Annotated in this window: 29 protein-coding genes; 15 read left to right on the top strand and 14 right to left on the bottom strand. The window is 68.4% G+C overall.

The features are described from left to right. Positions 1-34 precede the first annotated feature (34 nt). The 4 genes from hsaA to hsaB are packed head-to-tail and all read left to right on the top strand — an operon-like array spanning position 35 to position 3,523. Positions 35-1,210 (top strand): 3-hydroxy-9,10-secoandrosta-1,3,5(10)-triene-9,17-dione monooxygenase oxygenase subunit, encoded by a 1,176-nt coding sequence (hsaA, locus tag H4W30_RS27430; RefSeq protein WP_192745467.1) that lies wholly within the window; start codon positions 35-37, stop codon positions 1,208-1,210. Further along, a complete protein-coding gene (gene hsaD / locus H4W30_RS27425; protein WP_192745466.1) occupies positions 1,210-2,058 on the top strand; it encodes a 4,5:9,10-diseco-3-hydroxy-5,9,17-trioxoandrosta-1(10),2-diene-4-oate hydrolase in 849 nt (282 codons plus the stop codon). Before hsaA ends, hsaD begins: the two co-directional genes overlap by 1 nt. Then, a complete protein-coding gene (gene hsaC, locus H4W30_RS27420) occupies positions 2,058-2,972 on the top strand; it encodes an iron-dependent extradiol dioxygenase HsaC (protein WP_125785496.1) in 915 nt (304 codons plus the stop codon). The genes hsaD and hsaC overlap by 1 nt, the downstream gene beginning before the upstream one ends. Further along, on the top strand, positions 2,969-3,523 hold the full coding sequence (gene hsaB / locus H4W30_RS27415; RefSeq protein WP_192745465.1) for a 3-hydroxy-9,10-secoandrosta-1,3,5(10)-triene-9,17-dione monooxygenase reductase subunit: 555 nt from the start codon (positions 2,969-2,971) through the stop codon (positions 3,521-3,523). Before hsaC ends, hsaB begins: the two co-directional genes overlap by 4 nt. On the opposite strand, the gene H4W30_RS27410 is transcribed toward hsaB, so the two are convergent. Next, positions 3,489-4,520, bottom strand: coding sequence for a fatty acid desaturase family protein (locus tag H4W30_RS27410; protein WP_192745464.1), 1,032 nt, complete (start codon positions 4,518-4,520; stop codon positions 3,489-3,491). The two genes, hsaB and H4W30_RS27410, sit on opposite strands and share 35 nt — an antisense overlap. A gap of 87 nt (positions 4,521-4,607) precedes the next feature. Between H4W30_RS27410 and H4W30_RS27405 the strand changes: the two genes are divergently transcribed. Then, positions 4,608-4,892, top strand: coding sequence for a DUF6881 domain-containing protein (locus H4W30_RS27405; RefSeq protein ID WP_225950346.1), 285 nt, complete (start codon positions 4,608-4,610; stop codon positions 4,890-4,892). Positions 4,893-5,399: 507 nt separating this feature from the next. After that, positions 5,400-6,437: an HNH endonuclease signature motif containing protein gene (locus tag H4W30_RS27400; RefSeq protein WP_378234200.1), complete on the top strand. Its 1,038-nt coding sequence runs from the start codon at positions 5,400-5,402 to the stop codon at positions 6,435-6,437. A 458-nt stretch (positions 6,438-6,895) separates the two neighbouring features. Here the strand turns inward: H4W30_RS27400 and H4W30_RS27395 are convergent, their stop codons facing one another. After that, positions 6,896-7,264, bottom strand: coding sequence for a nuclear transport factor 2 family protein (locus H4W30_RS27395; RefSeq protein ID WP_192745463.1), 369 nt, complete (start codon positions 7,262-7,264; stop codon positions 6,896-6,898). Between the two features lie 63 nt (positions 7,265-7,327). On the opposite strand from H4W30_RS27395, the gene H4W30_RS27390 reads away from it, so the two are divergent. Further along, positions 7,328-8,227: an RNA polymerase subunit sigma-70 gene (locus H4W30_RS27390; protein ID WP_192745462.1), complete on the top strand. Its 900-nt coding sequence runs from the start codon at positions 7,328-7,330 to the stop codon at positions 8,225-8,227. Here H4W30_RS27390 and H4W30_RS27385 read toward each other — a convergent pair. The 6 genes from H4W30_RS27385 to H4W30_RS27360 are packed head-to-tail and all read right to left on the bottom strand — an operon-like array spanning position 8,218 to position 13,977. Next, a complete protein-coding gene (locus H4W30_RS27385; RefSeq protein ID WP_318780680.1) occupies positions 8,218-8,625 on the bottom strand; it encodes an HIT family protein in 408 nt (135 codons plus the stop codon). The two genes, H4W30_RS27390 and H4W30_RS27385, sit on opposite strands and share 10 nt — an antisense overlap. Positions 8,626-8,629: 4 nt before the next feature. After that, positions 8,630-9,601 carry an acyl-CoA dehydrogenase family protein gene (locus tag H4W30_RS27380; protein WP_192745460.1) on the bottom strand — a complete coding sequence of 324 codons (972 nt, stop codon included), beginning with the start codon at positions 9,599-9,601 and terminating at the stop codon, positions 8,630-8,632. Continuing rightward, a complete protein-coding gene (locus H4W30_RS27375; protein ID WP_192745459.1) occupies positions 9,598-10,527 on the bottom strand; it encodes an acyl-CoA dehydrogenase family protein in 930 nt (309 codons plus the stop codon). Before H4W30_RS27375 ends, H4W30_RS27380 begins: the two co-directional genes overlap by 4 nt. After that, positions 10,524-11,657, bottom strand: a complete 1,134-nt coding sequence (locus H4W30_RS27370; protein ID WP_192745458.1) for an acyl-CoA dehydrogenase family protein — start codon at positions 11,655-11,657, stop codon at positions 10,524-10,526. Before H4W30_RS27370 ends, H4W30_RS27375 begins: the two co-directional genes overlap by 4 nt. Then, the gene (locus tag H4W30_RS27365) at positions 11,657-12,490 is read right to left on the bottom strand and encodes an enoyl-CoA hydratase (RefSeq protein ID WP_192745457.1); all 834 of its coding nucleotides are present in this window, start codon (positions 12,488-12,490) and stop codon (positions 11,657-11,659) included. The genes H4W30_RS27370 and H4W30_RS27365 overlap by 1 nt, the downstream gene beginning before the upstream one ends. Beyond that, complete coding sequence (locus H4W30_RS27360) at positions 12,487-13,977, bottom strand: FadD3 family acyl-CoA ligase (RefSeq protein ID WP_192745456.1); 1,491 nt, start codon at positions 13,975-13,977, stop codon at positions 12,487-12,489. The genes H4W30_RS27365 and H4W30_RS27360 overlap by 4 nt, the downstream gene beginning before the upstream one ends. A gap of 72 nt (positions 13,978-14,049) precedes the next feature. Here H4W30_RS27360 and H4W30_RS27355 point away from each other — a divergent pair, with 72 nt between their 5' ends. From H4W30_RS27355 to H4W30_RS27340, 4 genes are read left to right on the top strand one after another with little or no spacing between them, the layout of a single operon-like run. Beyond that, positions 14,050-15,168: an acyl-CoA dehydrogenase family protein gene (locus tag H4W30_RS27355; protein ID WP_192745455.1), complete on the top strand. Its 1,119-nt coding sequence runs from the start codon at positions 14,050-14,052 to the stop codon at positions 15,166-15,168. Then, positions 15,165-15,932, top strand: a complete 768-nt coding sequence (locus H4W30_RS27350; protein ID WP_192745454.1) for an SDR family oxidoreductase — start codon at positions 15,165-15,167, stop codon at positions 15,930-15,932. Before H4W30_RS27355 ends, H4W30_RS27350 begins: the two co-directional genes overlap by 4 nt. A gap of 7 nt (positions 15,933-15,939) precedes the next feature. Next, positions 15,940-16,542 (top strand): TetR/AcrR family transcriptional regulator, encoded by a 603-nt coding sequence (locus H4W30_RS27345; protein ID WP_034317213.1) that lies wholly within the window; start codon positions 15,940-15,942, stop codon positions 16,540-16,542. Next, the gene (locus H4W30_RS27340) at positions 16,535-17,686 is read left to right on the top strand and encodes an acetyl-CoA C-acetyltransferase (protein ID WP_192745453.1); all 1,152 of its coding nucleotides are present in this window, start codon (positions 16,535-16,537) and stop codon (positions 17,684-17,686) included. Before H4W30_RS27345 ends, H4W30_RS27340 begins: the two co-directional genes overlap by 8 nt. On the opposite strand, the gene H4W30_RS27335 is transcribed toward H4W30_RS27340, so the two are convergent. Beyond that, on the bottom strand, positions 17,670-18,833 hold the full coding sequence (locus H4W30_RS27335; RefSeq protein WP_225949884.1) for an MFS transporter: 1,164 nt from the start codon (positions 18,831-18,833) through the stop codon (positions 17,670-17,672). The genes H4W30_RS27340 and H4W30_RS27335 overlap by 17 nt on opposite strands. Before the next feature lie 46 nt (positions 18,834-18,879). Between H4W30_RS27335 and H4W30_RS27330 the strand changes: the two genes are divergently transcribed. Next, complete coding sequence (locus tag H4W30_RS27330) at positions 18,880-19,332, top strand: winged helix-turn-helix transcriptional regulator (protein WP_192745452.1); 453 nt, start codon at positions 18,880-18,882, stop codon at positions 19,330-19,332. Between the two features lie 402 nt (positions 19,333-19,734). Here H4W30_RS27330 and H4W30_RS27325 read toward each other — a convergent pair whose 3' ends face one another. The 5 genes from H4W30_RS27325 to H4W30_RS27305 are packed head-to-tail and all read right to left on the bottom strand — an operon-like array spanning position 19,735 to position 23,214. Continuing rightward, a complete protein-coding gene (locus H4W30_RS27325; protein WP_192745451.1) occupies positions 19,735-21,057 on the bottom strand; it encodes an NAD(P)/FAD-dependent oxidoreductase in 1,323 nt (440 codons plus the stop codon). After that, positions 21,050-21,286: a ferredoxin gene (locus H4W30_RS27320; RefSeq protein WP_007033644.1), complete on the bottom strand. Its 237-nt coding sequence runs from the start codon at positions 21,284-21,286 to the stop codon at positions 21,050-21,052. Before H4W30_RS27320 ends, H4W30_RS27325 begins: the two co-directional genes overlap by 8 nt. 18 nt (positions 21,287-21,304) lie before the next feature. Then, positions 21,305-21,910 carry a ferric reductase-like transmembrane domain-containing protein gene (locus H4W30_RS27315; protein WP_192745450.1) on the bottom strand — a complete coding sequence of 202 codons (606 nt, stop codon included), beginning with the start codon at positions 21,908-21,910 and terminating at the stop codon, positions 21,305-21,307. Continuing rightward, positions 21,903-22,670, bottom strand: coding sequence for a DUF4142 domain-containing protein (locus H4W30_RS27310; protein WP_192745449.1), 768 nt, complete (start codon positions 22,668-22,670; stop codon positions 21,903-21,905). Before H4W30_RS27310 ends, H4W30_RS27315 begins: the two co-directional genes overlap by 8 nt. Next, positions 22,654-23,214, bottom strand: a complete 561-nt coding sequence (locus tag H4W30_RS27305; RefSeq protein ID WP_192745448.1) for a hypothetical protein — start codon at positions 23,212-23,214, stop codon at positions 22,654-22,656. The genes H4W30_RS27310 and H4W30_RS27305 overlap by 17 nt, the downstream gene beginning before the upstream one ends. Before the next feature lie 225 nt (positions 23,215-23,439). On the opposite strand from H4W30_RS27305, the gene H4W30_RS27300 reads away from it, so the two are divergent. From H4W30_RS27300 to H4W30_RS27290, 3 genes are all read left to right on the top strand, one after another. Further along, positions 23,440-23,991 carry a sigma-70 family RNA polymerase sigma factor gene (locus H4W30_RS27300; RefSeq protein WP_034317190.1) on the top strand — a complete coding sequence of 184 codons (552 nt, stop codon included), beginning with the start codon at positions 23,440-23,442 and terminating at the stop codon, positions 23,989-23,991. Then, on the top strand, positions 23,988-24,743 hold the full coding sequence (locus tag H4W30_RS27295; protein WP_192745447.1) for an anti-sigma factor family protein: 756 nt from the start codon (positions 23,988-23,990) through the stop codon (positions 24,741-24,743). Before H4W30_RS27300 ends, H4W30_RS27295 begins: the two co-directional genes overlap by 4 nt. 203 nt (positions 24,744-24,946) lie before the next feature. Further along, complete coding sequence (locus tag H4W30_RS27290) at positions 24,947-26,122, top strand: DUF1996 domain-containing protein (protein ID WP_192745446.1); 1,176 nt, start codon at positions 24,947-24,949, stop codon at positions 26,120-26,122. Positions 26,123-26,218: the final 96 nt, after the last annotated feature.

Here is a 26,218-nt window from a genome sequence, read left to right as displayed (position 1 = left end):
GGATCGGTTCACCGAGCACGAGAGAGGGACGCATATGAGCGAGCACGCCGCGCAGGACGTGATCGCGGGGATCCGGGAGCTGCTGCCGGTCCTGCGGGAGCGGGCGCAGGAGGCGGAGGACGCCAGGCGCGTTCCCGAAGAGTCCGTCAAATCCCTGCAGGAGACCGGGTTCTTCAAACTGCTGCAGCCGAAGACGTTCGGTGGCCTCGAAGCCGACCCGGTGAGCTTCTACACCGCCGTCAAACTCGTCGCGAGCGCGTGCGGGTCCACCGGCTGGGTCGCCTCCATCCTCGGCGTCCACCCGTGGCACCTCGGCCTGTTCGAAGCGCAGGCTCAGCAGGACGTCTGGGGTGACGACGCCGACGTCCGGATCTCCTCGTCGTACGCGCCGATGGGCAAGGCGGACGTCGTCGACGGCGGCTACCGGCTCAGCGGGCGCTGGAGCTTCTCCTCCGGCTGCGACCACGCGACCTGGGTGCTGCTGGGCGGGCCGGTGTTCAAGGACGGGAAACCCGTCGACTTCTGCACGTACCTGGTGCCGATCGCCGACTACACGATCGAAGACGTCTGGGACACCGTGGGCCTGCGCGGCACCGGATCCAACGACATCATCGTGAACGACGTCTTCGTGCCGAAGCACCGCGCGCTCAGCTTCATCGCGACGTCGAAGTGCAAGACGCCGGGGCAGGAGATCAATCCCGGGCCGCTGTACAAGCTGCCGTACGGCTCGGTGCATCCGAGCACGATCACCGCACCGATCATCGGGATGGCGCAAGGCGCCTACGACGCGCACGTCGAGTACCAGGGCAAGCGGGTCCGCGCGGCGTACGCGGGCGAACAGTCCAAAGAGGACCCGTTCGCCAAGGTGCGGATCGCCGAGGCGGCGAGCGAGATCGACGCGGCCTGGCTCCAGCTGACGCACAACATCGACGAGCTGTACCAGCTGGCGTGCAAGGGGGAGAAGCTGCCGTTCTCCACCCGCCTGCGGGTCCGGCGTGATCAGGTCCGCGGCACCGAGCGCGCGATCTTCGCGATCGACAGGCTCTTCGAGAACTCCGGCGGCCGCGCCTTGCAGGCCGGAACCCCGATCCAGCGGTTCTGGCGCGACGCCCACGCCGGCCGGGTGCACGCGGCGAACGACGCGGAGCGCGCCTACGTCATGTTCGGAACCGGCGCCTTCGGGCTGCCCGTCGAGAATGCGATGGTCTGATGACCGAAGGCAAGCACGTCACTGTCCGAGATGGACTCAAGCTGCATTACCACGAGGCGGGCGCGGAACATTCCGAGACGGTGATCCTGTTGCACGGCGGCGGGCCCGGCGCGTCGGCGTGGAGCAACTTCGGCCGCAACCTGCCGGTGTTCGGCAAGAATTACCGGACGCTGGCGATCGATCAGCCCGGGTTCGGCCGGTCGGACAAGCCGACCGAGCATCCCCAATACTTCCGCCACAGCGCGGACGCCGTGGTCGGGCTCATGGACGAACTCGGTATCGAGCGGGCGCATTTCGTCGGCAACTCGCTCGGCGGCGGGGCTTCCGTACGGCTCGCGCTCAACCACCCGAAACGCGCCGGACGCCTTGTCCTGATGGGGTCGGGTGGGCTGAGCGTCAACCTGTTCGCGCCCGACCCCACCGAAGGAATCAAGAACCTGGGCCGGTTCAGTGCCCCGCCGGGGCCGAGTCGCGAAAAGCTCGAAGCCTTCCTGCGGATCATGGTGCACGACCAGTCGCTGATCACCGACGAACTGATCGACGAGCGGTTCGCCGCCGCGAGCGCGCCGGAGTCGCTGGCCGCGATGAAGGCGATGGGCAAGTCGTTCGCCCAGCCCGACACCTACGAAGAGGGCATGCTGTGGCGTGAGGCGCATCGCCTGCGGCAGCGCGTGCTCCTGATCTGGGGCCGGGAAGACCGCGTCAATCCGCTCGACGGCGCGCTGCTCGCGCTCAAGACGATCCCGCGTGCCCAGCTGCACGTGTTCGGTGGCTGCGGGCACTGGGCGCAGCTGGAGAAGTTCGACGAATTCAACCGGCTGGCACTCGACTTCCTGGGAGCCTCCTGATGGGTATCCGATCGCTCGCCTACCTCCGTATCGAAGCCACCGACATGGCCGCGTGGCGCGAATACGGGCTGAAGGTCCTCGGCATGGTCGAGGGTTCCGGCACGAATCCGGAAGCGCTCTACCTGCGCATGGACGATTTCCCGGCGCGGCTCGTGATCTTCCCCGGCGAACACGACCGGCTCGCCGTGGCGGGCTGGGAGGTCGCCAACGCCGGCGAACTCGATGAGATCCGGGCTTCGCTCGACGCGCACTCGGTGCCGTACAAGGAAGGAACCCCGGATCAGCTGGCCGACCGCCGGGTCGACGGTCTGGTGTCCTTCGAGGACCCTTCGGGCAACACGCTGGAAGTGTTCCACGGCGTCGCGTTGCAGCACCGGCGCGTGGTGAGCCCGTACGGGCACAAGTTCGTGACCGGCGAGCAAGGACTCGGGCACGTCGTCCTGTCCACTCACGACGATGACGCTTCCCTGCGGTTCTACCGTGACGTCCTCGGGTTCCGGCTGCGGGACTCGATGAAACTGCCGCCGCAGATGGTCGGCAGGCCGGCCGACGGCGCTCCGGCGTGGCTGCGGTTCTTCGGCTGCAACCCGCGGCACCACAGTCTCGCGTTCCTCCCGATGCCGACACCCAGCGGCATCGTGCACCTCATGGTCGAAGTGGAGAACACCGACGACGTCGGCCTCTGCCTCGATCGGGCCATCCGCCGTAAGGTGCCGATGTCGGCGACCCTCGGGCGGCACGTCAACGATCTGATGCTCTCGTTCTACATGAAGACCCCCGGTGGCTTCGACGTCGAATACGGCTGCGAGGGGCGTCAAGTGGACGACGAGAGCTGGATCGCCCGAGAGAGTACGGCGGTTTCCTTGTGGGGACACGACTTTTCAGTCGGCGCCAGGCCGCCGGGGCAGTCGTGACCCCGGTGACGGACCTCGGCGCGGACATCGATCCGGCGCGGTTCCGCACGGTGCTCGGGCATTTCTGCACGGGCGTCGCGGTGGTGACCGGGCACGACGGCAACGCACCGGTGGGCTTCGCGTGCCAGTCGTTCGCGGCGCTTTCGCTGGATCCGCCGCTGGTACTCTTCTGCCCTGCCAAGACTTCCCGGACCTGGGCGGTGCTCGCCGAGTCCGGCCGGTTCGCCGTCAACGTGCTCGCCGAAAATCAGCAAGAGGTGAGCGCGGTGTTCGGCGCGCGGGGGGCGGACAAGTTCGCGTCGGTCGACTGGACCCCCGCCCCGTCCGGATCCCCTTTGCTGACCGGGGCTCTGACCTGGATCGACTGTACCCTCGAAGCCGTGCACGAGGCGGGTGACCATTACGTCGTCGTCGGCAGGGTCACCGCGCTCGGGGAACCGTCCGACGATCGGCCGCTGCTGTTCCATCGCGGGCGGTACACGGTGACCGAGCCGGTGACGGACGCGCTCACCGCGCTCATGCCCTGGCCGCGTCCCGACGATTGGCTCTGATCGGCTCGCCGGCGTCGTGCAGGCTGCGCAACGCGAGCGAGTACGACTCGATGAGCCCGGTCTCGTGGTACGGGACGCCGATCTCGTCGCAGTAGCGTTGGACGATGGGCCGGGCGCGGCGCAGATGCGGTGACGGCATGCTCGGGAACAGATGGTGCTCGATCTGGTAGTTGAGCCCGCCGAGCGCGACGTCGACGATCCGTCCGCCGCGGACGTTGCGTGACGTGAGCACCTGCTTGCGGAGGAAGTCGAGTTCGGTGTCGCCCGACAGGATCGGCATGCCCTTGTGGTTGGGTGCGAAGATCGATCCCATGTAGACACCCCACAGTGCTTTGTGGACGATGAAGAAGACGAGCGCTTTGCCGGGGGAGAGGACCACGAGCAACGCGCTGAAGTAGAGCGCGAAATGCGCCAGCAGCAACGCCGCTTCGAGCCCGCGCCGCCGGAGGCCCGGCTTCGCCACCGCGCGGATCCCGGAGAAGTGCAGGTTCAGGCCTTCGAGGGTGAGCAGCGGGAAGAACAGGAACGCCTGGTAGCGGCCGATGAACCGGGGGAGCCCCTTGCTGGCCCGCGCCTGGTCCTTCGACCATACGAGGATGTCCGGATCGACGTCGGGGTCGAGGTCCTCGTGGTTGGGGTTGGCGTGGTGGCGGGTGTGCTTGTCCATCCACCAGCCGTAACTCATGCCGACACCGAGGTTCCCCGCGATCCGCCCGGCGATCTCGCTCGGGCGGCGGGTGCGGAACACCTGACGGTGCGCGAGATCGTGCGACAGCAACGCGATCTGGCCGAACATCACCGCCTGGAAGACGGCGATCCCCAGCTGCCACCAGGAATCCCCGATCGCGAAGAAGGCGACCCAGCCGGAGACGAAGAGGGTGGCGACCAGGCCGATGCGGAAGACGTAGTAGCCGGGACGGCGGTCGAGGAGGCCCGCTTCGCTGACGCGGCGGGACAGACGGGCGAAATCGCTGCCTGTGCGGAGGTTTGCGGTCACCTTTGTGAGTCTGGTTCCGCGGCGGGACCGGGTGAATGCGGTGCGCCGGTGGGTTCGTGCTGGGGTTGGCCCTACCCTGGGTGCGTGATGATGTGGTACCTGCGGGTCGTGTGGTCGCACGACTTCGGCGAGGAGCCGGTGGAGATCCTCAGCGAGATCGGCTCCGATGGTTACGAGTGCCGGAAAGTGGAGCGGTTCCGGGACGGCAGGGTCGGTTGGGCCGACGACAAGGACGAGGTGGGCGGCACCGGTTTGGGTGAGGTCCCCGTCCCGCCCCTTGCCGAGATCAACGCGCAGCCGGAGTTCGTGGCGGACAGGATCAGCGGTGCGGAGTTCGAGCGGGCGTGGCGGCAAGCGCTCGATGAGCGGTGATTGCTTTGGTTCGGCGGCGTGTGTCCGTCGGTTTTGCTTTTGTCCACGGGTATGGCGGTTTTTGCGATCCGCGCTGATGAGGTCGCCAAGGGGTTGTGGCGCCAGTGTCCTTCTAGGAGCCGCTTCCGTATTCATGTCATCGCAGACGAACTCGACGGCAGGCGCCGGGGCAGGTACTGGGGTGGTGCACTCGTGATGCCATTGCACACGAACTCAATGACACGCCACTGTAGACACTGGGATGGCTCGAACCTGTCGAGGCGTTCGCCAAAGTGTCGCTGGACTAGAGGCGGCGTACTCGCCAGTGGAACCACCCACCGCACTCAGTGGCGTTCGAACGCATGTTCGAGTATGATCTTGGTCATGACCACATCTTTTGCTTTTAATCCGAAAGCCGCTCGTCTTCTTGATGCCGCCTACGACGAGGAGGTTGTGTTGCGTCGTGCGCAGGGGCGGCAGGTGCGTTCGATAGCGGGTTTCGCTGGGGTGGGTGGTTCGCGAAGATCGGTGACCGAGGAGGTCGCGCTGGTCTTCTCGGTCTCTCGTAATCAGGCGTTCCTGTTGGTCGAAACCTCGTGTGCGTTGGTGTCCCGGTTGCCGAACACGTTGGCGGCGTTGGAGAACGGTGATATCGATCTGTTCAAGGCGTCGAAGGTGTCCCAGCTGACCCGGGAGGTGTCGGATGAGGTTGCCGCCCGGGTGGACGCGTGGATGGCGACGCGTCTGGCCGGGCGTGACCCGACCGCGATCCGGAGATCGGTGGATCACGCGGTGCAGAAGTTCGACCCGGACGGCTACCGGGACCGCGCCGTGAAGAAGCGTGCGTTGCGGCATGTGGCGTTGGAGCACGAGGACGAGACCATGTCGAAGCTGTCGGGCTGGTTGCCGGCCGAGGTGGCGAGTTCGATCTACGCGTCACTGAGCCAGGCGGCGAAGAAACGCCGCCGGACCGATCAGTCCCGGACGTTGGATCAGCATCGGGCGGATATTTTCGCCGAGCGGTTGCTGGCTGAGGATGGCCATGGCACGCCGCGGGCGCATGTCCATGTCTATGTCGACTTGCTGACCCTGACCGGCGCCCGAGAGGATCCCGCGACTCTCGCCGGCTACGGACCGGTTCCCGGGTGGCTCGCCCGCGAGATCGCCGCCGACCCCGGCTCCACCTGGTCCCGGCTGATCACCGACCCGTTCACCGGGCAACTGCTGGAAGCCAGTCCCGGCACCTACCGGTCCCCGGCGTCACTGGCCCGGCTGATCAAAGCCCGCGACCGGGAATGCACCCACCCCGGCTGCCATCGGCCCGCGGAGTTCTCCGAAATCGACCACATCACCACCTGGGCGCGGAACGGCAACACCGACCACCACAACTGCCACGCCGCCTGCACCATCCACAACCACCTCAAAGAAGAACCCGGCTGGAGCGCCCAACCCACCAGCAACGGCGGCATGACCATCACCACCCCCACCGGCCGTACCTACCACGCGACCCCAGAACCACTCCACGACCCACGACCCCAACCCGACGACGACACCCCACCCTTCTGATCGGTACAGAAATACGCCCTGGAGCCACCCGGAAGCACGCCGGGCGGTGGCGATGTGCCCAGAGCCCGGTCTGGCGTGAAGCCGGTAGCCACCTTTTCTGACCCACCGGAATAACCGGACGGTGGTGCGGGCGCGCCCACGGCCCGTCCGGTCGGGAGTCGCGGTGGGCACGCCCTTGCAACACCGGGACGTGCGCCATGTCGGGGGCACCGGCGCGCTCAGAGCCCGTCCCGTTGGGCCGTCCGATAGAGAACTACGCGTTGGCCCCGTCCCGGCGGCCCCCGGGCGCACGCCAGGCGACGACCCCGCGCGCCCAGGCTCCGTCCGGTCGGGATCCCATGCGACGGACAACGCCCTGAAGCCACAGGATCCACACCGGACGGCGACACCCGCGCCCGCCCGGGAAGAAGGCCCCTTCCCTTCGCTGAGCCAAGAGAAGGGATCCTTCAAGCAACCGGCTAAGACCCCGCAGCAGCCTCCCGAGCCGCATCGAAAGGAGCCCGGTCGAACACGATCCGCAGCTCCACGATCTTCCCCTCCCGCACCGTCAGCAGCTCGGCCCCCGGCGCGCTCGCGACCGGCAGGGTCGCCGTGTCGTACATCAGCAACGCGGTCGTCTCGTCCCCGAACGCCGAGAGCAGGGTCGAGCCGGTCAGGATCTCGGTGAACGGGCCCATGAACCCGCGAAACGCCCCAGCGCCGGAAAGCGGTCCACCGGGCGTGTGGCAGACGATGTCGTCGGCGACGTAGGTCATCGCCTTCTCGAAGTCCTTGCCCGTCCACGCGTGGTGGTAGGCGAGCGCGACATCCAAGGCGGGACTGGTCATGATGGTTCCTTTCGTCGGTCTTCACCCAGTCAGACACCACTCCAGCCGCGAAAGGAACGGTCAGTGAGCAGCAGGGACGAGCAGGCGTTTCGCGAGCTCGCCGACACCTATCGGCGCGAGCTCCACCTGCACTGTTACCGGATCCTCGGCTCCCTCACCGACGCCGAGGACGCCGTACAGGAGACGCTCCTGGCCGCCTGGCGCGGCCTCGACGGCTTCGAGGGGCGCTCATCGCTTCGCACCTGGCTGTACCGCATCGCCACCAACCGCTGCCTCAACGCACTGAGGGACGCCGGTCGCCGTCGCCCGCCCGAGCCGGTGCCGCCGTTCGATCCGCCGGAGCCGAGCCGACGCGGTGAAGTGACCTGGTTGCAGCCGTATCCGGACGAGCTCGCCGACAGCGAGCCCGGCCCCGAAGCGCGCTACACCACCAGGGAGGCCGTCGAACTCGCCTTCATCACCGGGCTCCAGCTCCTCCCGCCGAGACAAGCCGCCGCGCTCGTCCTGCGGGACGTCCTGTGCTTCCCCGCCGGGGAGGTCGCGATCATGCTCGGCACCACCGAGACGGCGGTCAAAGGCATCCTCCAGCGCGCCCGTGCCTCCCTCGACAAGCATCGAGCCCGCACGACACACCGCCCCTCACCGCAAGAACGCGAGCTGACCAGGCGCTTCGCCGACGCGTTCACCGTGGGCGACCTCGACGGCGTCCTCGGCCTGCTCACCGACGACGCCTGGCTCGCCATGCCGCCGGCGCCGCACGAGTACCACGGTCGCGAGGCGATCGCGGGCTTCCTCCGCGTCACCATGGCCGTTCCCGTGGAGGGTTTCACCATGACCCGGACGCGTGCCAACGGCCAGCCCGCCTTCGTCTGCCGTCACGGTGAGACACCGGCCGGACTGATGGTCCTCACCCTCGACGGTGACCGTATCCGCGCCATCACCCGATTCCTGGATCAGAAGTAGCCCGCCAGGCGGCCGCACAGCGCCCCGATGTCCACGGTCGGCGCGCCCGTCCACGAGGGACCGTCCATCCACCCGAGCTCCGAGGGCGTTCCCCGGTACCGCACGAAAACGTGCTGATGGAAATGCGCGACGCTGCGTCCCGCGATGGCGGAGAACACGTACTCCGGAGCCAGTTCCGCGCGCAGGCCCCTGGCCGTGCACCAGGCCACTCGCGCGACCGCCGCGACCTCGTCCGGGGTCAGCTCGTCCAGCGCCGCCACATGCCGCCGGGTCTCCACGAACAGATAACCGGGGAAGTCACCAGGCCGGTGCGACACGACGACCCTGTCGTCGGCCCAGACGACCGGCCCCACCAGCGGGCCTTCGCCACGGTGCTTGGCACAGATCGCGCACTCCACCGGCTCACGATAACGGCGGCCGCACCCGTCCGAGGTGGTCGCCGGGCGAGCCGAACAGGTGCGCCGCGCCATGCGCCCGCTTGAAATAGCGGTGCGCCGGATGCTCCCAGGTGATCGCGATCCCGCCGTGCAGCTGGATCATCTCGCCCGCCACCGTCGCCAGCGCCTCCGAGCAGTGCACCTTGGCCACCGCGGCCAGCCTGCTCGACTCCGGAGCCGCGTAGGCCGCCGAGCGCGCGGTTTCCACCAGGACGTGGAGATCGGCCATCCGATGCTTCAACGCCTGGAATCCGCCGATCGGCCTGCCGAACTGGTGCCGCTGCTTGCTGTACTCCACCGTCAGCTCCAATGCCCGCGCCGCGGCCCCGGCCTGTTCGGCGGCCAGGACGGCGCACGCGACGTCCCGCAGCGCGCCGAGGTCGACGGGGCCGATCAGCCGGGCGGGGGCACCGTCGAAACGAACCCGCGCGAGCCGCCGGGTTTCGTCCATCGCCGGAGTCCGTTCTCGCCGCGCATCGGTGACTTCGTACAGCGAATCGCCGGCCACGACCAGCAGGATCTCGGCCTCGTCACCATGGAGGACGTAGTGCGCCTCACCCTCCACCACGGAATCGTCGGCGCGGCAGGCGGGAGCATCCCAGCGACCTTCGGCGTCGGTCCAGGCCACCGCGCCGACGACACCTTCGGCGAGTCGGGGAAGCAGCCGTTCGCAAGCCTCGTCGTTGCCCGTGGCCAGGACGGCGTGCACGGCGAGCACGGCCGAGCCGAGGAACGGGACGTCGGCGAGGATCCTGCCCAGTTCTTCGGCGACCACCTGCAGTTCCGTCGTCCCGGCGCCGAGCCCGCCGAACCGCTCGGGAACGGCCAGCGCCGCCACCCCGATCTGCTCGCACAGCTCGGGCCAGGGATCCGCTTCCCGGTCCAGCAGTTTCCGCACGCTGTCGCGCAGCGCGTCCTGTTCGGCGGTGAACGTCATGACAGCACCCGCTCCCGGTGGAATCGCGGCGTTCCCCAGGCGCCGACCAGCGCGCGGACCCTGGTCAGCCGCAGGCCGAGCGCGTGTTCCGCGGTGTAGCCGATCGCGCCGTGCACCTGCAGCCCGGTGCGGGCGGCGAGATGCGCGGCGTCGCCGCACGCCACCTTGGCCGCGGAGACGTCACGCCGGTCCAGGGTGACGGCCGCGCCGAACAACAGCGGCTCGGCCAGCGTGAGCGCGGTCGCGACGTCGGCGAGCAGGTGTTTGACCGCTTGGTACCCGCCGATCTCGCGGCCGTACTGCTTGCGTTGCGCGGCATAGGCGACCGACGTGTCGAGTAGCCACCGTCCCGCGCCGAGGAGTTGCGCCGCGGTGGCGAGACAGCCCAGTTCGAACGCGCGCTCCGCGTCCAGCGCCGTGCCGAGGTCGTCCCCGGCCACCGGTGGGAACAGCCGGCGTGAACCGTCCACAGAGGACAAAAGTGCGCCCGGGGTGAACGCGCGCAACCTGCCGTTCTCGACGGCGAGCCGCGCGTCCGCGACGTCGGAATCCAAGGCGTACGGCACATGTGGCGTGAAAGCCACCGACGCCAGCGTCTCGCCGGACGCGACCGAAGTCAGCAGTTCGTCGTCGAGCAGGGACGGCAGGACGGCCACGGTGTCGGTCCACGGCCCAGGAGCGCAGTGGTAACCGAGCCGTTCGAAGCCGACGGCCAGATCCACCGGTGTGGCGCCGAGACCGTCGTACTTCTCGGGGACCGCCAGCGCGGTCACGCCGAGTTCCGCCAGCCGCCGCCAGATCTTGAGGCCGGGGCCGTGATCGCCCGCCGCCCAGGACCGGTTCGCCGAATCGGTGTCCACACCGGACAGAAGATCGTGCAGGCTGCGGGAGAACTGCTCCTGCTCGCCGGAGAGTGCGAACCTCATCGAGCCCCCTTCGGCAGGCCGAGCAGCCGTTCGGCGACGATGGACCGCTGGATCTGGTCGGTCCCGCCGTAGATCGGCCCGGCCAGGGAGAACAGCCAGCCGTCGCTCCAGGCGCCTCGCAGTTCGGCGTCCGGGCCGAGGATGTCGAGCGCCGTTTCGTGCAGGGCGACGTCGAGGTGCGACCAGAACAGCTTGTTGACACTCGATTCCGGGCCGAGCTCGGCGCCTTCGGAAAGCCGGGTGACCGTGCCCAAGGTGTACAGCTGGTAAGCCCGCGCGCCGATCCACGCGTCGGCGACCCGGTCCGCGGTGTGCGCCGGACGCCCGGCGTCGTTCCAGAGCGAGACCAGCCGATCGGCCGCGGCGAGGAACCGGCCGGGGCTGCGCAGGGACAGGCCGCGTTCGTTGTTCGCCGTTGTCATCGCGACCCGCCAGCCCTCGCCCGGCGCGCCGATCACGTCCTCGTCGGGGACGAAGACGTCGTCGAAGAAGAGCTCGGCGAACCCCGGTTCGCCGTCCAGCTGAGGGATCGGCCGGACGGTGACGCCCTCGGCGCGCAGATCCACCATCAGATAGGTGAGTCCCTTGTGCCGCAACGACTCCGGGTCACTACGGAACAGGCCGAACGCGCGGTCGGCGAACGTCGCCCGCGAGCTCCACGTCTTCTGCCCGCTGACCCGCCAGCCGCCGTCGCAGCGGGTCGCGGTGCTGCGCAGAGCGGCGATGTCGCTGCCCGCATCGGGTTCCGACCAAGCCTGCGCCCAGACCTCCTCGGAGCGCGCCATCTTCGGCAGGATGCGGGCTTGCTGTTCTTCCGTGCCATGGGAGAACAGCGTGGGCGCGAGCATGAAGATGCCGTTCTGGTTGACCCGCAACGGCGCACCCGCCGCGTAGTACTCCTCCTCGAAGAGCACCCACTCCAGCAGGCTCGCGTCCCGCCCGCCGAACTCGCGCGGCCACGAGACGACGGACCACCGGGCGTCGGCCAACCGGGATTCCCACTCGCGGTGCTGCGCGAACCCCTCGGCGGTGTCGAATGATTTCAGCGGCTCGGCGGGAACGTTCGCGGCGAGCCAGGCACGGGCTTCGTCACGGAAGGCGAGCGTCCGCTCGTCCAGGTCGAGGTTCATCACGAACTCGCGTCCCGCATCGAGCGCGCGTCCTGCCCGCCCAGCGAGTCGCCGCCGGAAACCTCGGCGTTGTGTGCGTGCGCGAAGTGGTGCAGCCCGAACACGGAGTCCATTCCGGACCGAAGACCCATCAGGTCTTCCGCCTGGTTCACGGCCTTCTTGGCGAGCGCGAGCCCCATCCGCGGCATCACCGCGATCTTCTCCGCCAGCGCCATCGTCTCGGTTTCGAGGTCGGCGCGAGGGACGACGCGGTTCAGCATGCCCCATTCCCTAGCCTGCTGCGCCGTGAAACGCTCACCGGTGAACAACACTTCCTTGGCCGCGCGCGGACCGAGGACCCAGGGGTGCGCGAAGTACTCGACACCGGGAATCCCCATGCGCACCACAGGATCGGCGAAGAACGCGTCGTCGGAGGCGACGATCATGTCGCACACCCACGCCAGCATCAGCGCGCCCGCGATGCACGCGCCCTGCACGCTCGCGATGGTCGGCTTCGGGATCTCGCGCCACCGGCGGCACATACCGAGGTAAACCTCGGACTCGCGGGCGAACCGCTGATCGCCGCCCTCGGCGCCGACATGGTCCCACCACAGGACGGCCTTGCGCTCGAACGAGACGTCCACGTCGCGCTCCGGCGTCCCGATGTCGTGCCCGGCGGAGAAGTGCTTCCCGGCGCCGGCCAGCACGATCACCTTGACCTCGGGATCGTCGACGGCGCGGGCGAACGCCGCGTCGAGCGCGTAGGTCATCGCCGAGTTCTGCGCGTTCCGGTACTCCGGCCGGTTCATCGTGACGACGGCCACCGGCCCGCGTCGCTCGTACTCGACGGTCATCCGTTCTCCTCCCGCAACACGCGTTTCAGCACCTTCCCCGACAGATTCCGCGGAAGCTCGGCCACGAACTCGATGTATCGGGGAAGCTTGTAGTTGGCCAGATTGGCTTTGCAGTGCGCCAGGACGTCCTCAGTGGACAGTTCAGCGCCGGGGCGAAGCCGGATGTAGGCCTTGCCCGCCTCGCCGTACACCGCGTCGGGAACACCGATCACCGCGGATTCCGCCACACCGTCCAGCCAGCCGAGTGCCTGCTCGATCTCGGCCGGGTAGACGTTGAAACCCTTGCAGACATACATGTCCTTGATCCGGTCGACGATCCGCAGATAGCCGCGCTCGTTGAGCACGCCCACGTCGCCGGTGTGCAACCAGCCTTCGGCGTCGATGGCTTCCGCGGTGGCGTCCGGATCGTCGAGATAACCGAGCATCACGTTCGGCCCGCGCAGCAGGACTTCGTCGTGTTCGCCGAGCTTCACCTCGAACCCGGCCGTCGCGCGGCCGGAGAAATGTGCCACCAGTTTCGCGTCGTCTTCGGGGCGGGACATCGTGGCCACCACGGCCTCGGTGAGCCCGTACGCGGTGAGCACGGTGTCGAAACCCAGCTCGGTCCGCATCCGCTCGACCAACGCGACCGGCACGGTGGCGGCGCCGGTGACGGCGAGCCGGAGGCTGGACAGGTCGTGGTTCCCGCGTTCGGGCGCGTCCAGCAGGACCTGGTAGATCGTCGGCGCGCCGGGGAGCACGGTGATCCGCTCGGTTTCGACGAGGCGCAGGGTTTCCCGGACGTCGAAGGTGCGTTGCGGCAGGATCGTCGCGCCGCGCAGGATGGCCGCGAGAATCCCCGCCTTGTAACCGAAGCTGTGGAAGAACGGGTTGATGACGAGGTAGCGGTCCTCCTCGGTCAGGCCGCCGCAGCCGGCCCAGGCCTCGGCGACGCTCAGCGCCTGCCGGTGGCTGCTCATCGCGCCCTTGCTGCGGCCGGTGGTCCCGGAGGTGAACAGGATGTCGCTGACGTCGTCCGGTTTCGCGGGACTGACGAAATCACTGTCGAGACCGTCGAGCGCGTCCCACTCCGAGACGCCATCGACGGGTTCTTCGGCGCCTTCGACCGGGATGCGCAGGACGGTGCCGGGGCGGGAGGAACCGAGATCCGCCAGCCGGTCCGTGCCGAGGAACGTGCCGGTGATCGCCAGCGCGGACACCTTCGCGCGCTCGAGGACGTCGATGGTCTCGCGGGCGGTGAAGCGGGTGTTGACCGGGATCAGCGTCGCTCCGGCGTACAGCGCGCCGAGCCCCGCGACGACCCAGTGCCAGGTGTTGGGGGAGCAGATCGCGACCCGCGTGTGGCCCTCGAAGAACCGCGCGGCCTGGCGCACCCGCCGGGCGAGTTCGGCATAGGTGAGCCGGACTTCGCCGTCGACCAGCGCTTCCCGCGCGGCGAAGCGCTCCGCGGCCCTGTCGAGCGCCGCCGGGATGGTTCCTTCAGTCATCGAAGTCTCCCTAGCAAGTGCTTGGTAGGGTAGCCTACGCAGCAGGCTCTGGTTTGGCTAGAGGAGGCAGGCGTGGCCCAAGACGGTTTCCGTGACCGCGTGCGCACCTGGCTGGCGGAGAACCTGCCGCCGGAACTGCGCGGTCTGGGCGGTCCCGGCCGGGAGCACGAGGCCTTCGACGAACGCGTGGAGTGGGAGCGGCGGCTCGCGGCGGGGGGTTGGACCTGCGTCGGCTGGCCGGTCGAGCACGGCGGACAGGGCGCGACACTCGAACAGCAGGTCGTGTTCCACGAGGAGTACGCGCGAGCGGGCGCACCGGCGAGGGTCAGTCACCTGGCGCAGGAACTCCTCGGCCCGACCCTGATCGCGTTCGGCTCGCCGGAACAGCGGAAGCGTTTCCTGCCGTCGATCCTGGCCGTCGAGGAACTGTGGTGCCAGGGCTATTCCGAACCCGGCGCCGGATCCGACCTCGCCGCCGTGTCGACCACGGCGACCCTCGAAGGCGACGAGTGGGTGCTGAACGGCCAGAAGGTGTGGACGTCGCTCGCGCACGTGGCCGACTGGTGTTTCGTGCTGGCGCGCACCGAACCCGGATCGAAACGCCACAAAGGACTGTCCTATTTGCTCGTCCCGATGAACCAGCCCGGCGTCGAGGTCCGCCCGATCCGGCAGCTCACCGGGACCTCCGAGTTCAACGAAGTCTTCTTCGACGGCGCCCGAACCGCGAAAGACCTCGTCGTCGGCGAACCCGGTGACGGCTGGCGGGTGGCGATGGGCACGCTCGCGTTCGAGCGCGGCGTCGCGACGCTCGGGCAACAGGTCGGGTTCCGCCGGGAACTCGAAGAACTCACCAGGATCGCGCCGGACGACCCGGTGATCGCCGAACGGATCGACCGCGCCTGGGTCGGCCTGGAGGTCATGCGGGCGCAGGCGATCCGCACGCTCGGCGACTCGTCGCCCGGCGTCGCGGAGGTGTCCAAACTGGTCTGGGCGAACTGGCATCGTGACCTCGGGGAGCTCGCGATGCTCGTCCGCGGCGCGCGAGGCATGCTCGTGGAAGACGGGCTCGACGCCTGGCAACGGCTGTTCCTCTTCACCCGGGCCGACACGATCTACGGCGGCTCCAACGAGATCCAGCGCAACGTCATCGCCGAGCGGGTGCTCGGCCTGCCAAGGGAGGTACGCCCGTGATCCCGGTGCCGAAGTACCCCGAGGGGGCGAACCTCCTGCGGGACAAGGTGGTCGTGGTGACGGCGGCGGCCGGCACCGGGATCGGTTCCGCGGTGGCGAAACGCGCGCTGGAGGAAGGCGCCCGTGTCGTGATCAGCGACTGGCACGAGCGGCGCCTCGGCGAGAAGGCGGCCGAACTCGGCGACGTCCACGCGATCCCCTGCGACGTCACCCAGGAAGACCAGGTGCGGGCGCTCATCGACGGGGCCGCGGCGCACTACGGCCGGATCGACGTGCTGATCAACAATGCCGGGCTCGGCGGCACGAAGTCCATTGTGGACATGACGGACGACGAATGGGCGCGGGTCATCGACGTGACCCTCAACGGTACCTTCCGGGCGACGCGGGCCGCGGTGAACCGGTTCATCGCCCAAGGCGACGGCGGGGTGATCGTCAACAACGCGTCGGTGATCGGCTGGCGCGCGCAGGCCGGGCAGGCCCACTACGCGGCCGCGAAGGCGGGGGTCATGGCGCTCACCCGGTGTTCGGCCGTCGACGTCGCCGAACACGGCATCCGGGTCAACGCCGTCGCGCCGAGCCTGGCGATGCATCCGTTCCTGGCCAAGGTGACCAGCGAGGAACTGCTCACCGAACTCACCTCGCGCGAGGTGTCGGGGAGGGCGGCGGAACCGTGGGAAGTGGCGAATGTGATGGTGTTCCTCGCCAGTGAGTACTCGTCGTACCTCACCGGTGAGGTTGTGTCCGTGAGTTCCCAGCATGCGTGAGGTAGTAATGAAAGCCAGCCCAGGGTCCCGCCGCGCCGAACTGCTCGCCCTGGCGGCGAAGCTGTTCGCCGAGCGCGGTTACGTCTCCACCACCGTGCGGGACATCGCGGACGCGGCGGGCATCCTTTCGGGCAGTCTCTATCACCATTTCGACTCGAAGGAGTCGATGGCCGACGAGATCCTCACCGGGTTCCTCGACGAACTCTTCGGCGCCTACGCCGAGATCGTCGCGGAAGGGAAAGGCCCGCGGGAAACGCTCGAAGCCGTCGTGGTGGCGTCGTTCGAATCCATTCACCGGCGGCCCGCCGAGGTGGCGATCTACCAGTCCGAGGCGAAGCACCTGATGCAGTTGCCGCGGTTCGACTACCTCAACGATCGCAACACCGAATTCCGCAAACTGTGGAACGGGATCCTCACCGACGGCATCGCGGCAGGCGTGTTCCGCGAGGATCTCGACGTCGAACTCACCTACCGGTTCATCCGCGACACCGTCTGGGTGGCGGTGCGCTGGTACAACCCCGGCGGCACGCTGAGCGCGGACGACGTCGCACAGCAGTACCTCGGGATCCTGCTGGACGGCATCGCGACCAAGAGGAGGCGGCGTGGCTGAAGCTTATGTCCTGGACGCGGTCCGGACCCCCGTCGGCAAACGTGGGGGAGCGCTCAGCGGTGTCCATTCCGCCGACCTCGGTGCGCACGTCATCCAGGCCGTGGTCGAGCGGACCGGCGTCGAGGCCGACCTGGTCGACGACGTCATCCTCGGCTGCTGCGACACGCTCGGCCCGCAATCCGGGAACATCGCGCGCACGGCGTGGCTCGCGGCGGGCTTCGGGCACCACGTGCCGGGGGTGACGATCGACCGGCAATGCGGGTCGAGCCAGCAGGCGGTGCACTTCGCCGCGCAGGCGGTGCTGTCCGGGACAATGGACCTCGTTCTCGCCGGCGGAGTGCAGAACATGAGCGCCATCCCGATCAGCGCGGCGATGCTGGCCGGACACGAGTACGGCTTCGAAGACCCGTTCTCCGGCTCGAAGGGCTGGCAGGAGCGGTACGGCAGCGTCGAGGTGTCGCAGTTCCGCAGTGCCGACATGATCGCCGAGCACTGGGATCTGACCCGTGAGGCGATGGAGGAGTTCGCCTTCCGCAGCCATCAGCGTGCGATCGCGGCCATCGACGAAGGACGCTTCGCCGCCGAGATCACGCCGTTCGCCGGTGCCGCCCTGGACGAGGGGCCCAGGCGCGACACCACGTTGGAACGGATGGCCGGGCTGAAACCGCTGAGCGAGGGTTCGCGGATCACCGCCGCCGTGGCCAGCCAGATCTCGGACGGCGCCAGCGCGGCGCTCATCGCGTCGGAGAAGTTCGTCGAGGAACACGGTCTCACCCCCCGCGCCCGGATCCATCACCTTTCCGTGCGGGCGGCGGATCCGGTGTGGATGCTGACCGGGCCCATCCCGGCGACCGCGCACGCGCTGCGAAAGACCGGGCTGAGCATCGACGACATCGACCTGTTCGAGGTCAACGAGGCGTTCGCGAGTGTCGTCCTGGCGTGGATCGAGGAGACCGGCGCCGATCCGGACCGCGTCAACGTCAACGGCGGCGGGATCGCGCTCGGCCATCCCATCGGGGCGACCGGCACCAAGCTGTTCGCGACCCTGCTGCACGAACTCGAGCGGCGAGGCGGGCGCTACGGGTTGCAGACGATGTGCGAGGGCGGCGGAACGGCGAATGTCACGATCATCGAGCGTCTCTGACCCTCCACACCGCGAGCGCCGCCACGCTGAACGCCGCACCGAGCAGGCAGACGCCGGTCCAGCCCGCGACGGCGTAAACGGTGGTCGAGCCGATGGCGCCCAGGCCGCTGCCGGTGGAGTAGAAGATCATGTAGCCGCCGATCAGCCTGCTGCCGGCGTCCGGGCGCAGCGGGTAGATCAGGGTCTGGCTCGTGACGTGCACGGCCTGGACGGCGAGGTCGAGCAGGATCGCGCCGGCTGCCAGTGCCCATAGTGACGAGCGGGTGAAACCCAGCGGTATCCAGGAAAGCAGGAGCAGGCCGAGGGCGAGACCGGTCGTCCACCGCGCGCGGCCGCGATCGGCGAGCCGTCCGGCGGGCGCCGCCGCCAGCGCGCCCGCGGCCCCGGCCAGCCCGAACGCGCCGATGGCGGTGTGCGACAAGCCGTCCTCGCTGAGTGGCAGGGCGACTGAGCTCCACAAGGTGCCGAAGGCGGCGAAGATCAGCAACGCGAGCGTGCCGCGCGTCCGGAAGACGGGCTCCTCGACGAAAAGCGACCACGTGGACCGCAGCAATCGCCCGTAGTCCATGGACTTTGCCGGGGGCGTGGCGGGAAGTACGCGATACAGGACGATCGCGATCAGTACGGTCACGCCCGCGGACACGACGTACACCGCGCGCCAGCCCGCGAGATCGGCCAGCGTGCCGGACACCGTGCGCGCGAGCAGGATCCCGAGGACGACTCCGGTCGTCACGAGACCGACCACGCGTCCGCGTTCGCCGGGATCCGCGAGCGACGCGGCGAACGCGACCAGGAGCTGCGTGACGACGGCGAGCACACCGATCGCCGCCATCCCGGCGAACAGCACCACGCCGTTCGCGGCCGTCGCGGCGACGAGTTCGGCGATCGCCAGCAGGGCAAGCTGACCGGTGACGAGCCGCCGCCGGTCGAGCAGGTCACCGAGCGGGACCAGCAGGAACAGGCCGAGGCCGTAGCCGAGCTGCGTGAGCGTGACGATGCCGCCGACGGTCGACGTGGCGATGCCGAGGTCGGCGCCCATCGTGACGAGCAACGGCTGCGCGAAGTAGATCGTGGCGACGGCCGTCCCGGCGGCCACGGCGAACAACAGGACGACACCGCAGTGCACGAACCCTCCAGATGGTTTCAAGTTGCTACCAACGGACGGTAGAGGAGTTCGGTAGTAAGATGCAACCATGGTGAAGCGGACGACGTTCGACGAAGCTTCGTGCCCGGTGGCGCGCTCGGTCGACACGATCGGTGACTGGTGGTCACTCCTGATCGTGCGTGACGCCTTCGACGGCGTCCGCCGGTTCGGGGAATTCCAGCGCAGCCTCGGTGTCGCGAAGAACATCCTGTCCGCGCGGCTGCGGGCGCTCGTCGGACACGGAGTGCTCGACATGGTGCCGGCTTCGGACGGGAGCACGTACAGCGAGTACGTCCTGACGCCGAAGGGGCGCGACCTGTTCCCGGTGATCGTCGCGCTGCGGCAATGGGGCGAGGCGCATTTCTTCGCCGAGGGCGAGCCGCGTTCGGAACTGGTGGACCGCGACGGCGGGCTTCCGTTGCGGGAGCTGGAGATCCGGGCTTCGGACGGGCGGGTCGTCGGGCCGGAGGACACCGTGGTCGTGAAGGCGCCGTCCTCGTGAGTTGCGCGTAACTCGCGTGATCAGACGCGCAACTCGCGTGATCAGACGCGTAACTCGCGTGATCGGAGACCGCACACGCGAGTTACGCGTCCAATCACGCGAGTTACGCCTCCAGACACGCGAGTTACGCGTCCAATCACGTGAGTGCCGTGTTCGATCACGCGGGGAAGCGTCCTTCAGCAGCCATGGATCGGGGCCCTTCCAGGTGAGTCAGTCCTGGAAGGGCCCCGACCGGAAGCGGGGAGCCCGAAGGGCGGTACCCGGCGGAGCCCGAATCACCGTCGGTCCCGGTACCTCCCGGCGTCCCCAGGGGTGGCGGTGGGCGCGGAGGCCCGGCGACCCACCGCCACCTGAGGGGACCGCGGCCGCCGCGCGCGGCCCCGGTCCGTTCGCGATCCCGGGTCACCCGGCGGGAACGCGAGCCCAGGGCATCCTTTCCGGCGCGGGAACGGCCTCGGTCGGCGTCTCGGACAGGAAGTCCCGCTCGAACGGGGCCAGGATGTCCTCCCCGATCGGCGTGTCCGCGAGCGAAGGTGCGGCGGGAGCGGGGAACACCGGCTCGGGCACTGGCAGCCGACGGTCGAGTTCGGCGGTCCAGTGGATCATCGCCTTGGGCCGGTCCCAGCCCGCTGCGCCGATCAGCCTGCCGTCGCGGACGAAACCGGTGACCCCGTCGGAGAGTTCGATCGTGTCCCTGCCCAGCGACGGCATCCCGACGGTCTGCAACCGCGCGTCGTACAGGGAAGACCAGGCGCGGGGGAGCGGCGTGTACGGCCGCGCGTTGCCCCGGCCCAGCATCAGGCTTTCCGCCGCCGCGCGCCCGGATTCGACGCCGTTCATCCAGTGCTCGACCCGCCGTGGGGTCTCGTCGATCCGCAGGTTCGGCCATTTCGCGACGTCGCCGGCGACCACGACGTCTTCCGCCCCGACGGCGAACAGGGTCGATTCGCACAGCACGCCGTCGTCGATGGTCAGCTCCGACCCGCGCAGCCAGTCCACGGCCGGCACGCTGCCGATCGAGAGCACCACGCAGCTGGCCACCAGGAACTGGTTGTTGGTCAGGTGCAGCCCCACCGTCTCCTTGGTGCTGATCCAGTTCCGCACCTCGGTGTTCATCGCCAGCTTGGCGCGATGGTGCTGATGTTCCTTGGTGAGCGCCGAAGCGATCCGCTCCCCGAAGCGGTGCAAAGGCGCCTTCGCGTGCCCGATGAGCGTGACGTCGCGGCCCATGTACCGCATCGACGCGGCGAACTCGTTGCCGATCAGGCCGCTGCCGATCACCACGACGGATTTGTTGCTGTTCCCCAACGCCCGCCGGACGGCCAGTGAATCCTCCACGGTGCGCAGCACTCGGACCCGGGGGTCGTGGCGCGGCGATCCGGGAAGATGGCGGGGGTAGACGCCGGTCGCGATGATCAACCCGTCGTACCAAAGGGATTCCCCACCCGGCAGGTGGACGGTGCGCTCCTTGCTGTCGAGCCAGGTCGCGCGGGTGCCGAGCCGCCAGTGGACGTCCAGGTCGACGTACGGCTCCAGGCTCGCGGCCACCGGTTTCACCCCGCCGGTGATGAGCTCCTTCGACACCATCGGCCGGTGGTACGGCTTCCGCGGCTCGTCGCCGACCAGCACGATCTCGCCGTCGAAACCCAGTTCCCGCAACCGTTCCGCCGAGCGGAGGCCGGCGACGCCCGCGCCGACGATGACGATCCGATCTCCGTCACTCATCGTCGTACGCTCCTTCTCCCTTGACTCTGATGGCTTGTTTCGGGCAGAGCCGGGCGGCGGAGATGGCCTGATCCAGCCCGTCCCGGTCGACCATCCGGCGGATGCGGAGCTTGCCGTCCGGGCCGATCTTGAACGTCGACGGCGCTTCCATCTCGCAGAAGCCGAAGATCTCGCACCGCTCGTTGTCGACGCTGACGCGGGTGCCGCGCCGGATGCTTCCGAAGATCATTTCTCGTTCTCCAAGTCGTCAGACCAGTTCTTCGACCAGGCCCAGCCGTTCCAGGTAGCGGGTCGGCGTGAACCGCAGCGCGGTCAGCAGCACCGCGGGGACCAGCAGCGTGATCCCGCCGAACCACAGCAGGCCCAGATGCCCGTTGGCCATGGCGCCGAAGAACGCGTGCAGCGCGGTGATCGCGACCGCCGGATAGGCGAGCCGGTGGATCCACAGAAAGCGCCGGTAAGAACTGAAGCGGCTGATCCCGCCGGTCAGCGCGACGGCGAGCATGACCTCGAGCCCGATGACACCGAGTTGGTGCCGCGCCAGGGTGCCCGGCAGAAGCGGGATCGTGACCTGCGCCAGGGTGAAACCGTCGGGCAGGAACAGGAACGACATCGCGTGCACGACGCCGAACGACAACGCCAGGATGCCGAGCACCATATGCGAGTTGCGCAGGGCCTTCCGCCCGGTCAGCGACTTGATCCAGCCGGTCGCGGTGAGCACACCCCAGCAGAGGGTGAGGCACATGAAGCCGTAGGCGATCCGGGCGGAGGTCTGCGCCATGCCCTTGATGCCGGCGTCGGTGTCCGATTTCTGGGTCAGCACGATCACCACCTCGGACCACTGGTCATACATTGATCTCTCCTGGGGCACTGGGAACCGGGGCCGGTTCGGCGGCGGCCGCGCGGTCGCGGGTCCGGGTGTTCTTGCTGCGCACTGTCCGGAGGGCATAGAACAGCCCGCCGCCGAGCACCACCGTGAGCAGCAGGCCGAGGGCGAAGTCGCCGAAGCCGACGTCCATCGCGGCGTTGGCCGAGTTCGACTGCGGCACCGGAGCCTCCGGCATCAGCGACTGGTCGACGACGCCGGTGCTCTCCAGCAGGGTCATATGCCGCAGCACCGCCTGGTTGGCCGTCGTCGCGTAGTCACGGACGACGTCGTTGCGGGTACCGGCCCTGACCTGCGCGATGACGGGGAACAGGATCCCGTGCGCGTACCGGAGCCGGTTGGCGAAGATCCGGTCGAACTCGCTGTCGTCGCGGGCGGCCTTCATCTCGCCGAGCCACGCGGACTGCTGATCCGAGGGCTCGGACGGCAGGGCGATGCCGAACCGGTCGGCGATGGCGTGCGTCGCGGTGTCGAGCCTGCCGTGGTCGATCATCAACGTCCGGCCGACTTCGCGGGTCCGCTTGCTCTTCCCGCGTTCCTGCGCCCACATCCCGGCGGGCATTTCCCACAGTCCGGCCAGTTTGACGTTGACGATCAGGTTCTTGTCCGCGGCGGAGAGTTCTTGGGCGTGCGCCTCGCCGACCGGGCCGAACAGGCTCACCGTGGCCGCTGTCAGCAGGACGAGCAGCGCGCGGACGGGTCTGGGGAGATCAGATGCCGAGGTCATCGGCCTGCCAGGTGTCCGCGGTGAGCAGCACTTTCGTGCCGTCCGGCTTGGCGGGGAACCACGCGTCGTCGACGCCTTGCCCGCCGGTGTTGCCGGGCATCGCGTCGTTGGCGTTGCGGTAGAGCGGCCAGCCCGCGAGCGTGATCTGCTCGGTGCCGTCGTCCCTGGTCACGGTGCCGACCAGCGCGCGGTCGATCCCGGTGACCACGAGGTCGCCGCCGGACTTGGCGGGAATCCAGGTCCGCGCGCAGGTTTCCGTGCAATTCGACTTCGGCGGATTCACCGTGTCCTTGTCGTAGCGGTACAGCGTGAAACCATTGGTGTCGGTGACGATCGGCCCGAGGTCGAACAGGATCGCCGCCGTGACACCGGGGGCGGGTTCGGCCGCGGGGTCGGGCATGCCGGGGATCTGCGCCGCTCCGGCGGCGGGGGCCGCGCCCGGAGAACCGTTCGGTCCCGCGGTACCGGTGGTGCAGGCGGCGGTCAGCGCGACCGCGGCCAACGTGAGGGTAAGAGGTATGACCGAGCGTGACACGGGGTTCACGGAAATCCTCCTGTCGGGGCCAGAGGAGAACGCCATCACCGCGGGGAGATGGTGTGCAGGCAGGTTCGGGTCCACTATGGACAGTCATGATCCACAGTGGATTCGGCGGTGCGGGGGACAGCGCCGGGTCGGGGTCTTCGGTAGGGGATACGGTCACGGGCGGGAAACGGTTCAAAAAACTTTCGCTCTGGACTTATCGCCCCCGAGCCCACAAAGATGTGCCGCGTGGGACGCCACTCTCGGATACTGCAGCCAATCGTCGATCATGAACCCGCGTCGAACGGGCATGACGACCTCATCAGGGCGTTGTACCAGGAGTTCGGGTCCAGCCTGATGGCGTTCGTGCTGAAGCTGACCGGCCACGATCGCCAGTGGGCCGAGGACGTGGTCCAGGAGACGCTCATCAAGGCGTGGCGCAACGCCGGCAAACTCGACCGGCAGCCGGAAATGCTGCGCGCCTGGCTGTTCACCGTGGCCAGGCGCATCGTCATCGACGGCTGGCGGAGCCGGAGCGCCCGCCCTCAAGAGGTGGAGGAACTGGAGTCGGATTCGATCGGAGTGCCGGACGAATCGGAGAAGACGCTCGCGGCCATGATCGTTTACGAGGCCCTGCGCAATCTTTCCCCGGAACAACGCGAGGCCGTTCAGCAGACCTATCTTCGTGACCGCACCGTGAACGAGGTCGCGGCGACGCTCGGAGTCCCGCCGGGTACGGTGAAATCGCGGATCCACCACGCTGTGCGCGCGTTGCGCAGGGCGCTGCAGGAGCGGGGGTGAGCGAGGTGTCCGGAACCGTCCACACGGACATCGCCGCCTACGTGCTCGGCGTCCTCGGCGAGGAGGACCACGCCAGGTTCGAAGCGCATCTGCTGGAGTGTCCCGAGTGTCAGGTCGAGCTGGTGGAGATGTACCACCTGCCCGACATCCTCGACATGGTCAAGAAGAGCTGGCCGGATCCGCCCGTCAAGGGCCCGGGCCCGCGGGTGCTGCGGATGCTGCTCGCGGACGCGGCGAAGGCGGGCCGTCGCCGCAAGGTCGTCCGGCTCGCCACGGCCGCCGCCGTGCTCGTGCTCGTCGTCGGCGGACCGCTCGCCGTCCTTTCGCTCACCGACCGTGAACCGGTCGTGACGCAGGCCGCGCCCACCGTCGTCACGTCGGTGGTGTCGCCTCCGTCGTCTTCGCGGGAACGCGAGACGGGGCCGGACGGCGGAGCCGCCCCGTTCGGCTGGTCCGAGGCGGGCAACGCGGTCGCCGCCGAGGTCACGGTGCAGGACAAGGAATGGGGCAGCGCCGTCGAGCTCGAACTGCGCGGTCTCGTCGGCCCGATGACCTGCCAGCTTTTCGCCTACTCCCACGGCGGAGAGGCCTACGTCGTCAACAACTGGAGCGTGCCTGCCAAGGGCTACGGCGTGCCCGGTTCCCCCGCGCCCCTCGTCATCACCGGTTCGACGGCGCTGCGGAAGGCCGACATCGAACGCTTCGAGGTCCACAAGCGGGACGGCACCGTACTGGCCATCGTGCGCCGGTAGTCATATAACGGAAAGATAACGGCCGGATCGCGTTTTGAACCGGTTCCCGGCCGGAGCCGTATTCCCCAGTAGCCGGATCTGGACCGGCGGGCGAACAGAAGGGTTCGCCGCGAATTCGGTGAATTCCCGTATTCGACTAATGCGTGGCTCATGCCCGGGTGCGAATGTTCGGCGCGCCCGGAAACGAATGAGGTGAGCAGCTAATGGCACGAAATCAAGGGCGCCATCGGATCGCCCGCAGGACCAAGATCGCGACCGCGTTGCTGGGCCTGTCGATCGCGGTCGGAGCCCTGGTGGTGTCCACCACGACCGGCGACCCCGAACGCGCCGCCGCGGACGAGGTGGACAGGTCGCAGTTCGTGGACATCACCAAGGTCCGGCCGAACGTCGAGAAGCCGGAGCCGGGCCGGAACGCCTCCACCGGTTCGTTCACCGTCGACTGCGGCCGGAACGAGAACGGGCATTTCAATCCCGACAACTTCATCGCGCAACCGGGTGTGCGCAACGGCGCCCAGCATCTGCACGATTACGTCGGGAATCTTTCCACGAACGCGGATTCGGACAACGACAGTCTGCTCGGCGCCGGCACCACCTGCCGCAACGGCGACGAGTCGACGTACTTCTGGCCGGTGGTGCGGATCGACACCGCCGAGGAAGCCGCGGAGCAACAAGGCGGGCAGAACCAGGAGCGGCGGCAGGACGGCCGGGACCAGAACCGCGACGGTGACCGGAACCGGCAGCGGAACCAGGACGACCAGAACCAGCAGAACGACCAGGATCAGAACAACGACGAGCAGGATCAGGCTCAGCTGGAGGAGCCGAACGCGGACAACGAACTCGCCGGCAACGACGGGGAGATCCAGCGTCCCGCGGTCGTCGACATCACCTTCAAGGGCAACGCCCGGGAGAAGGTGAAGGAGATGCCCAAGTTCCTCCGTATCCTTTACGGTGACGCGAAAGTCAGCACCAACGGGCCCGCCAACGCGCGGGAGAGCTGGACCTGCACCGGTTTCGAGAACAGGCTCATCAAGCAGTACCCGATCTGCCCCGAAGGCAGCGACGTCAAGCGGGTGCACACGTTCCCGAGCTGTCTCGACGGCGACAACATCGACAGCGAAAACCACCGGGACCACATCAAGTACCCGGACGAGAACGGTGAATGCGCGAACGGCCTGACCGCCGTCCCGGAGCTCACCATCTCGCTGACCTACGAGATCCCCCGGCAGATCCAGGTCAACGGTCAGTACAAAGTGGACTCGTTCCCCGAAGAGGATCACAACCCCTTCTCCGACCACGACGATTTCGCGAACGTGATGCCGGACCGGATCATGGACCGTCTCGTCGACTGCGTCAACGAAGGCCGTCAGTGCCGCGAATGACGCCCTGAAGCGGAAGCAGGAACCTGCGAAGAGAAAGGAAGATACTCCGGCCCGGCGGGTCCCCCCTACACCTCACCCATCCGCCGGGCCGGCCCT

Origin of the sequence: Amycolatopsis roodepoortensis, assembly GCF_014873915.1 — a bacterium.
GTDB lineage: Bacteria > Actinomycetota > Actinomycetes > Mycobacteriales > Pseudonocardiaceae > Amycolatopsis > Amycolatopsis roodepoortensis.
The sequence above is the reverse complement of the archived record's forward strand: the minus strand, read 5'-3'. Positions and strand labels throughout refer to the sequence as shown.

What these genes read in the sequence shown, in the direction of transcription:
- H4W30_RS27395 (WP_192745463.1), bottom strand. Translation starts at nt 7,264, where the DNA reads ATGACCAGTCCCGCCTTGGATGTCGCGCTCGCCTACCACCACGCGTGG.
- H4W30_RS27370 (WP_192745458.1), bottom strand. Translation starts at nt 11,657, where the DNA reads ATGAACCTCGACCTGGACGAGCGGACGCTCGCCTTCCGTGACGAAGCC.
- hsaD (WP_192745466.1), top strand. Translation starts at nt 1,210, where the DNA reads ATGACCGAAGGCAAGCACGTCACTGTCCGAGATGGACTCAAGCTGCAT.
- H4W30_RS27315 (WP_192745450.1), bottom strand. Translation starts at nt 21,910, where the DNA reads ATGTATGACCAGTGGTCCGAGGTGGTGATCGTGCTGACCCAGAAATCG.
- H4W30_RS27325 (WP_192745451.1), bottom strand. Translation starts at nt 21,057, where the DNA reads ATGAGTGACGGAGATCGGATCGTCATCGTCGGCGCGGGCGTCGCCGGC.
- hsaA (WP_192745467.1), top strand. Translation starts at nt 35, where the DNA reads ATGAGCGAGCACGCCGCGCAGGACGTGATCGCGGGGATCCGGGAGCTG.
- H4W30_RS27320 (WP_007033644.1), bottom strand. Translation starts at nt 21,286, where the DNA reads ATGATCTTCGGAAGCATCCGGCGCGGCACCCGCGTCAGCGTCGACAAC.
- H4W30_RS27375 (WP_192745459.1), bottom strand. Translation starts at nt 10,527, where the DNA reads ATGAGGTTCGCACTCTCCGGCGAGCAGGAGCAGTTCTCCCGCAGCCTG.
- hsaC (WP_125785496.1), top strand. Translation starts at nt 2,058, where the DNA reads ATGGGTATCCGATCGCTCGCCTACCTCCGTATCGAAGCCACCGACATG.
- H4W30_RS27365 (WP_192745457.1), bottom strand. Translation starts at nt 12,490, where the DNA reads ATGACCGTCGAGTACGAGCGACGCGGGCCGGTGGCCGTCGTCACGATG.
- H4W30_RS27310 (WP_192745449.1), bottom strand. Translation starts at nt 22,670, where the DNA reads ATGACCTCGGCATCTGATCTCCCCAGACCCGTCCGCGCGCTGCTCGTC.
- H4W30_RS27290 (WP_192745446.1), top strand. Translation starts at nt 24,947, where the DNA reads ATGGCACGAAATCAAGGGCGCCATCGGATCGCCCGCAGGACCAAGATC.
- H4W30_RS27380 (WP_192745460.1), bottom strand. Translation starts at nt 9,601, where the DNA reads ATGACGTTCACCGCCGAACAGGACGCGCTGCGCGACAGCGTGCGGAAA.
- H4W30_RS27330 (WP_192745452.1), top strand. Translation starts at nt 18,880, where the DNA reads ATGGTGAAGCGGACGACGTTCGACGAAGCTTCGTGCCCGGTGGCGCGC.
- H4W30_RS27360 (WP_192745456.1), bottom strand. Translation starts at nt 13,977, where the DNA reads ATGACTGAAGGAACCATCCCGGCGGCGCTCGACAGGGCCGCGGAGCGC.
- H4W30_RS27345 (WP_034317213.1), top strand. Translation starts at nt 15,940, where the DNA reads ATGAAAGCCAGCCCAGGGTCCCGCCGCGCCGAACTGCTCGCCCTGGCG.
- H4W30_RS27405 (WP_225950346.1), top strand. Translation starts at nt 4,608, where the DNA reads ATGATGTGGTACCTGCGGGTCGTGTGGTCGCACGACTTCGGCGAGGAG.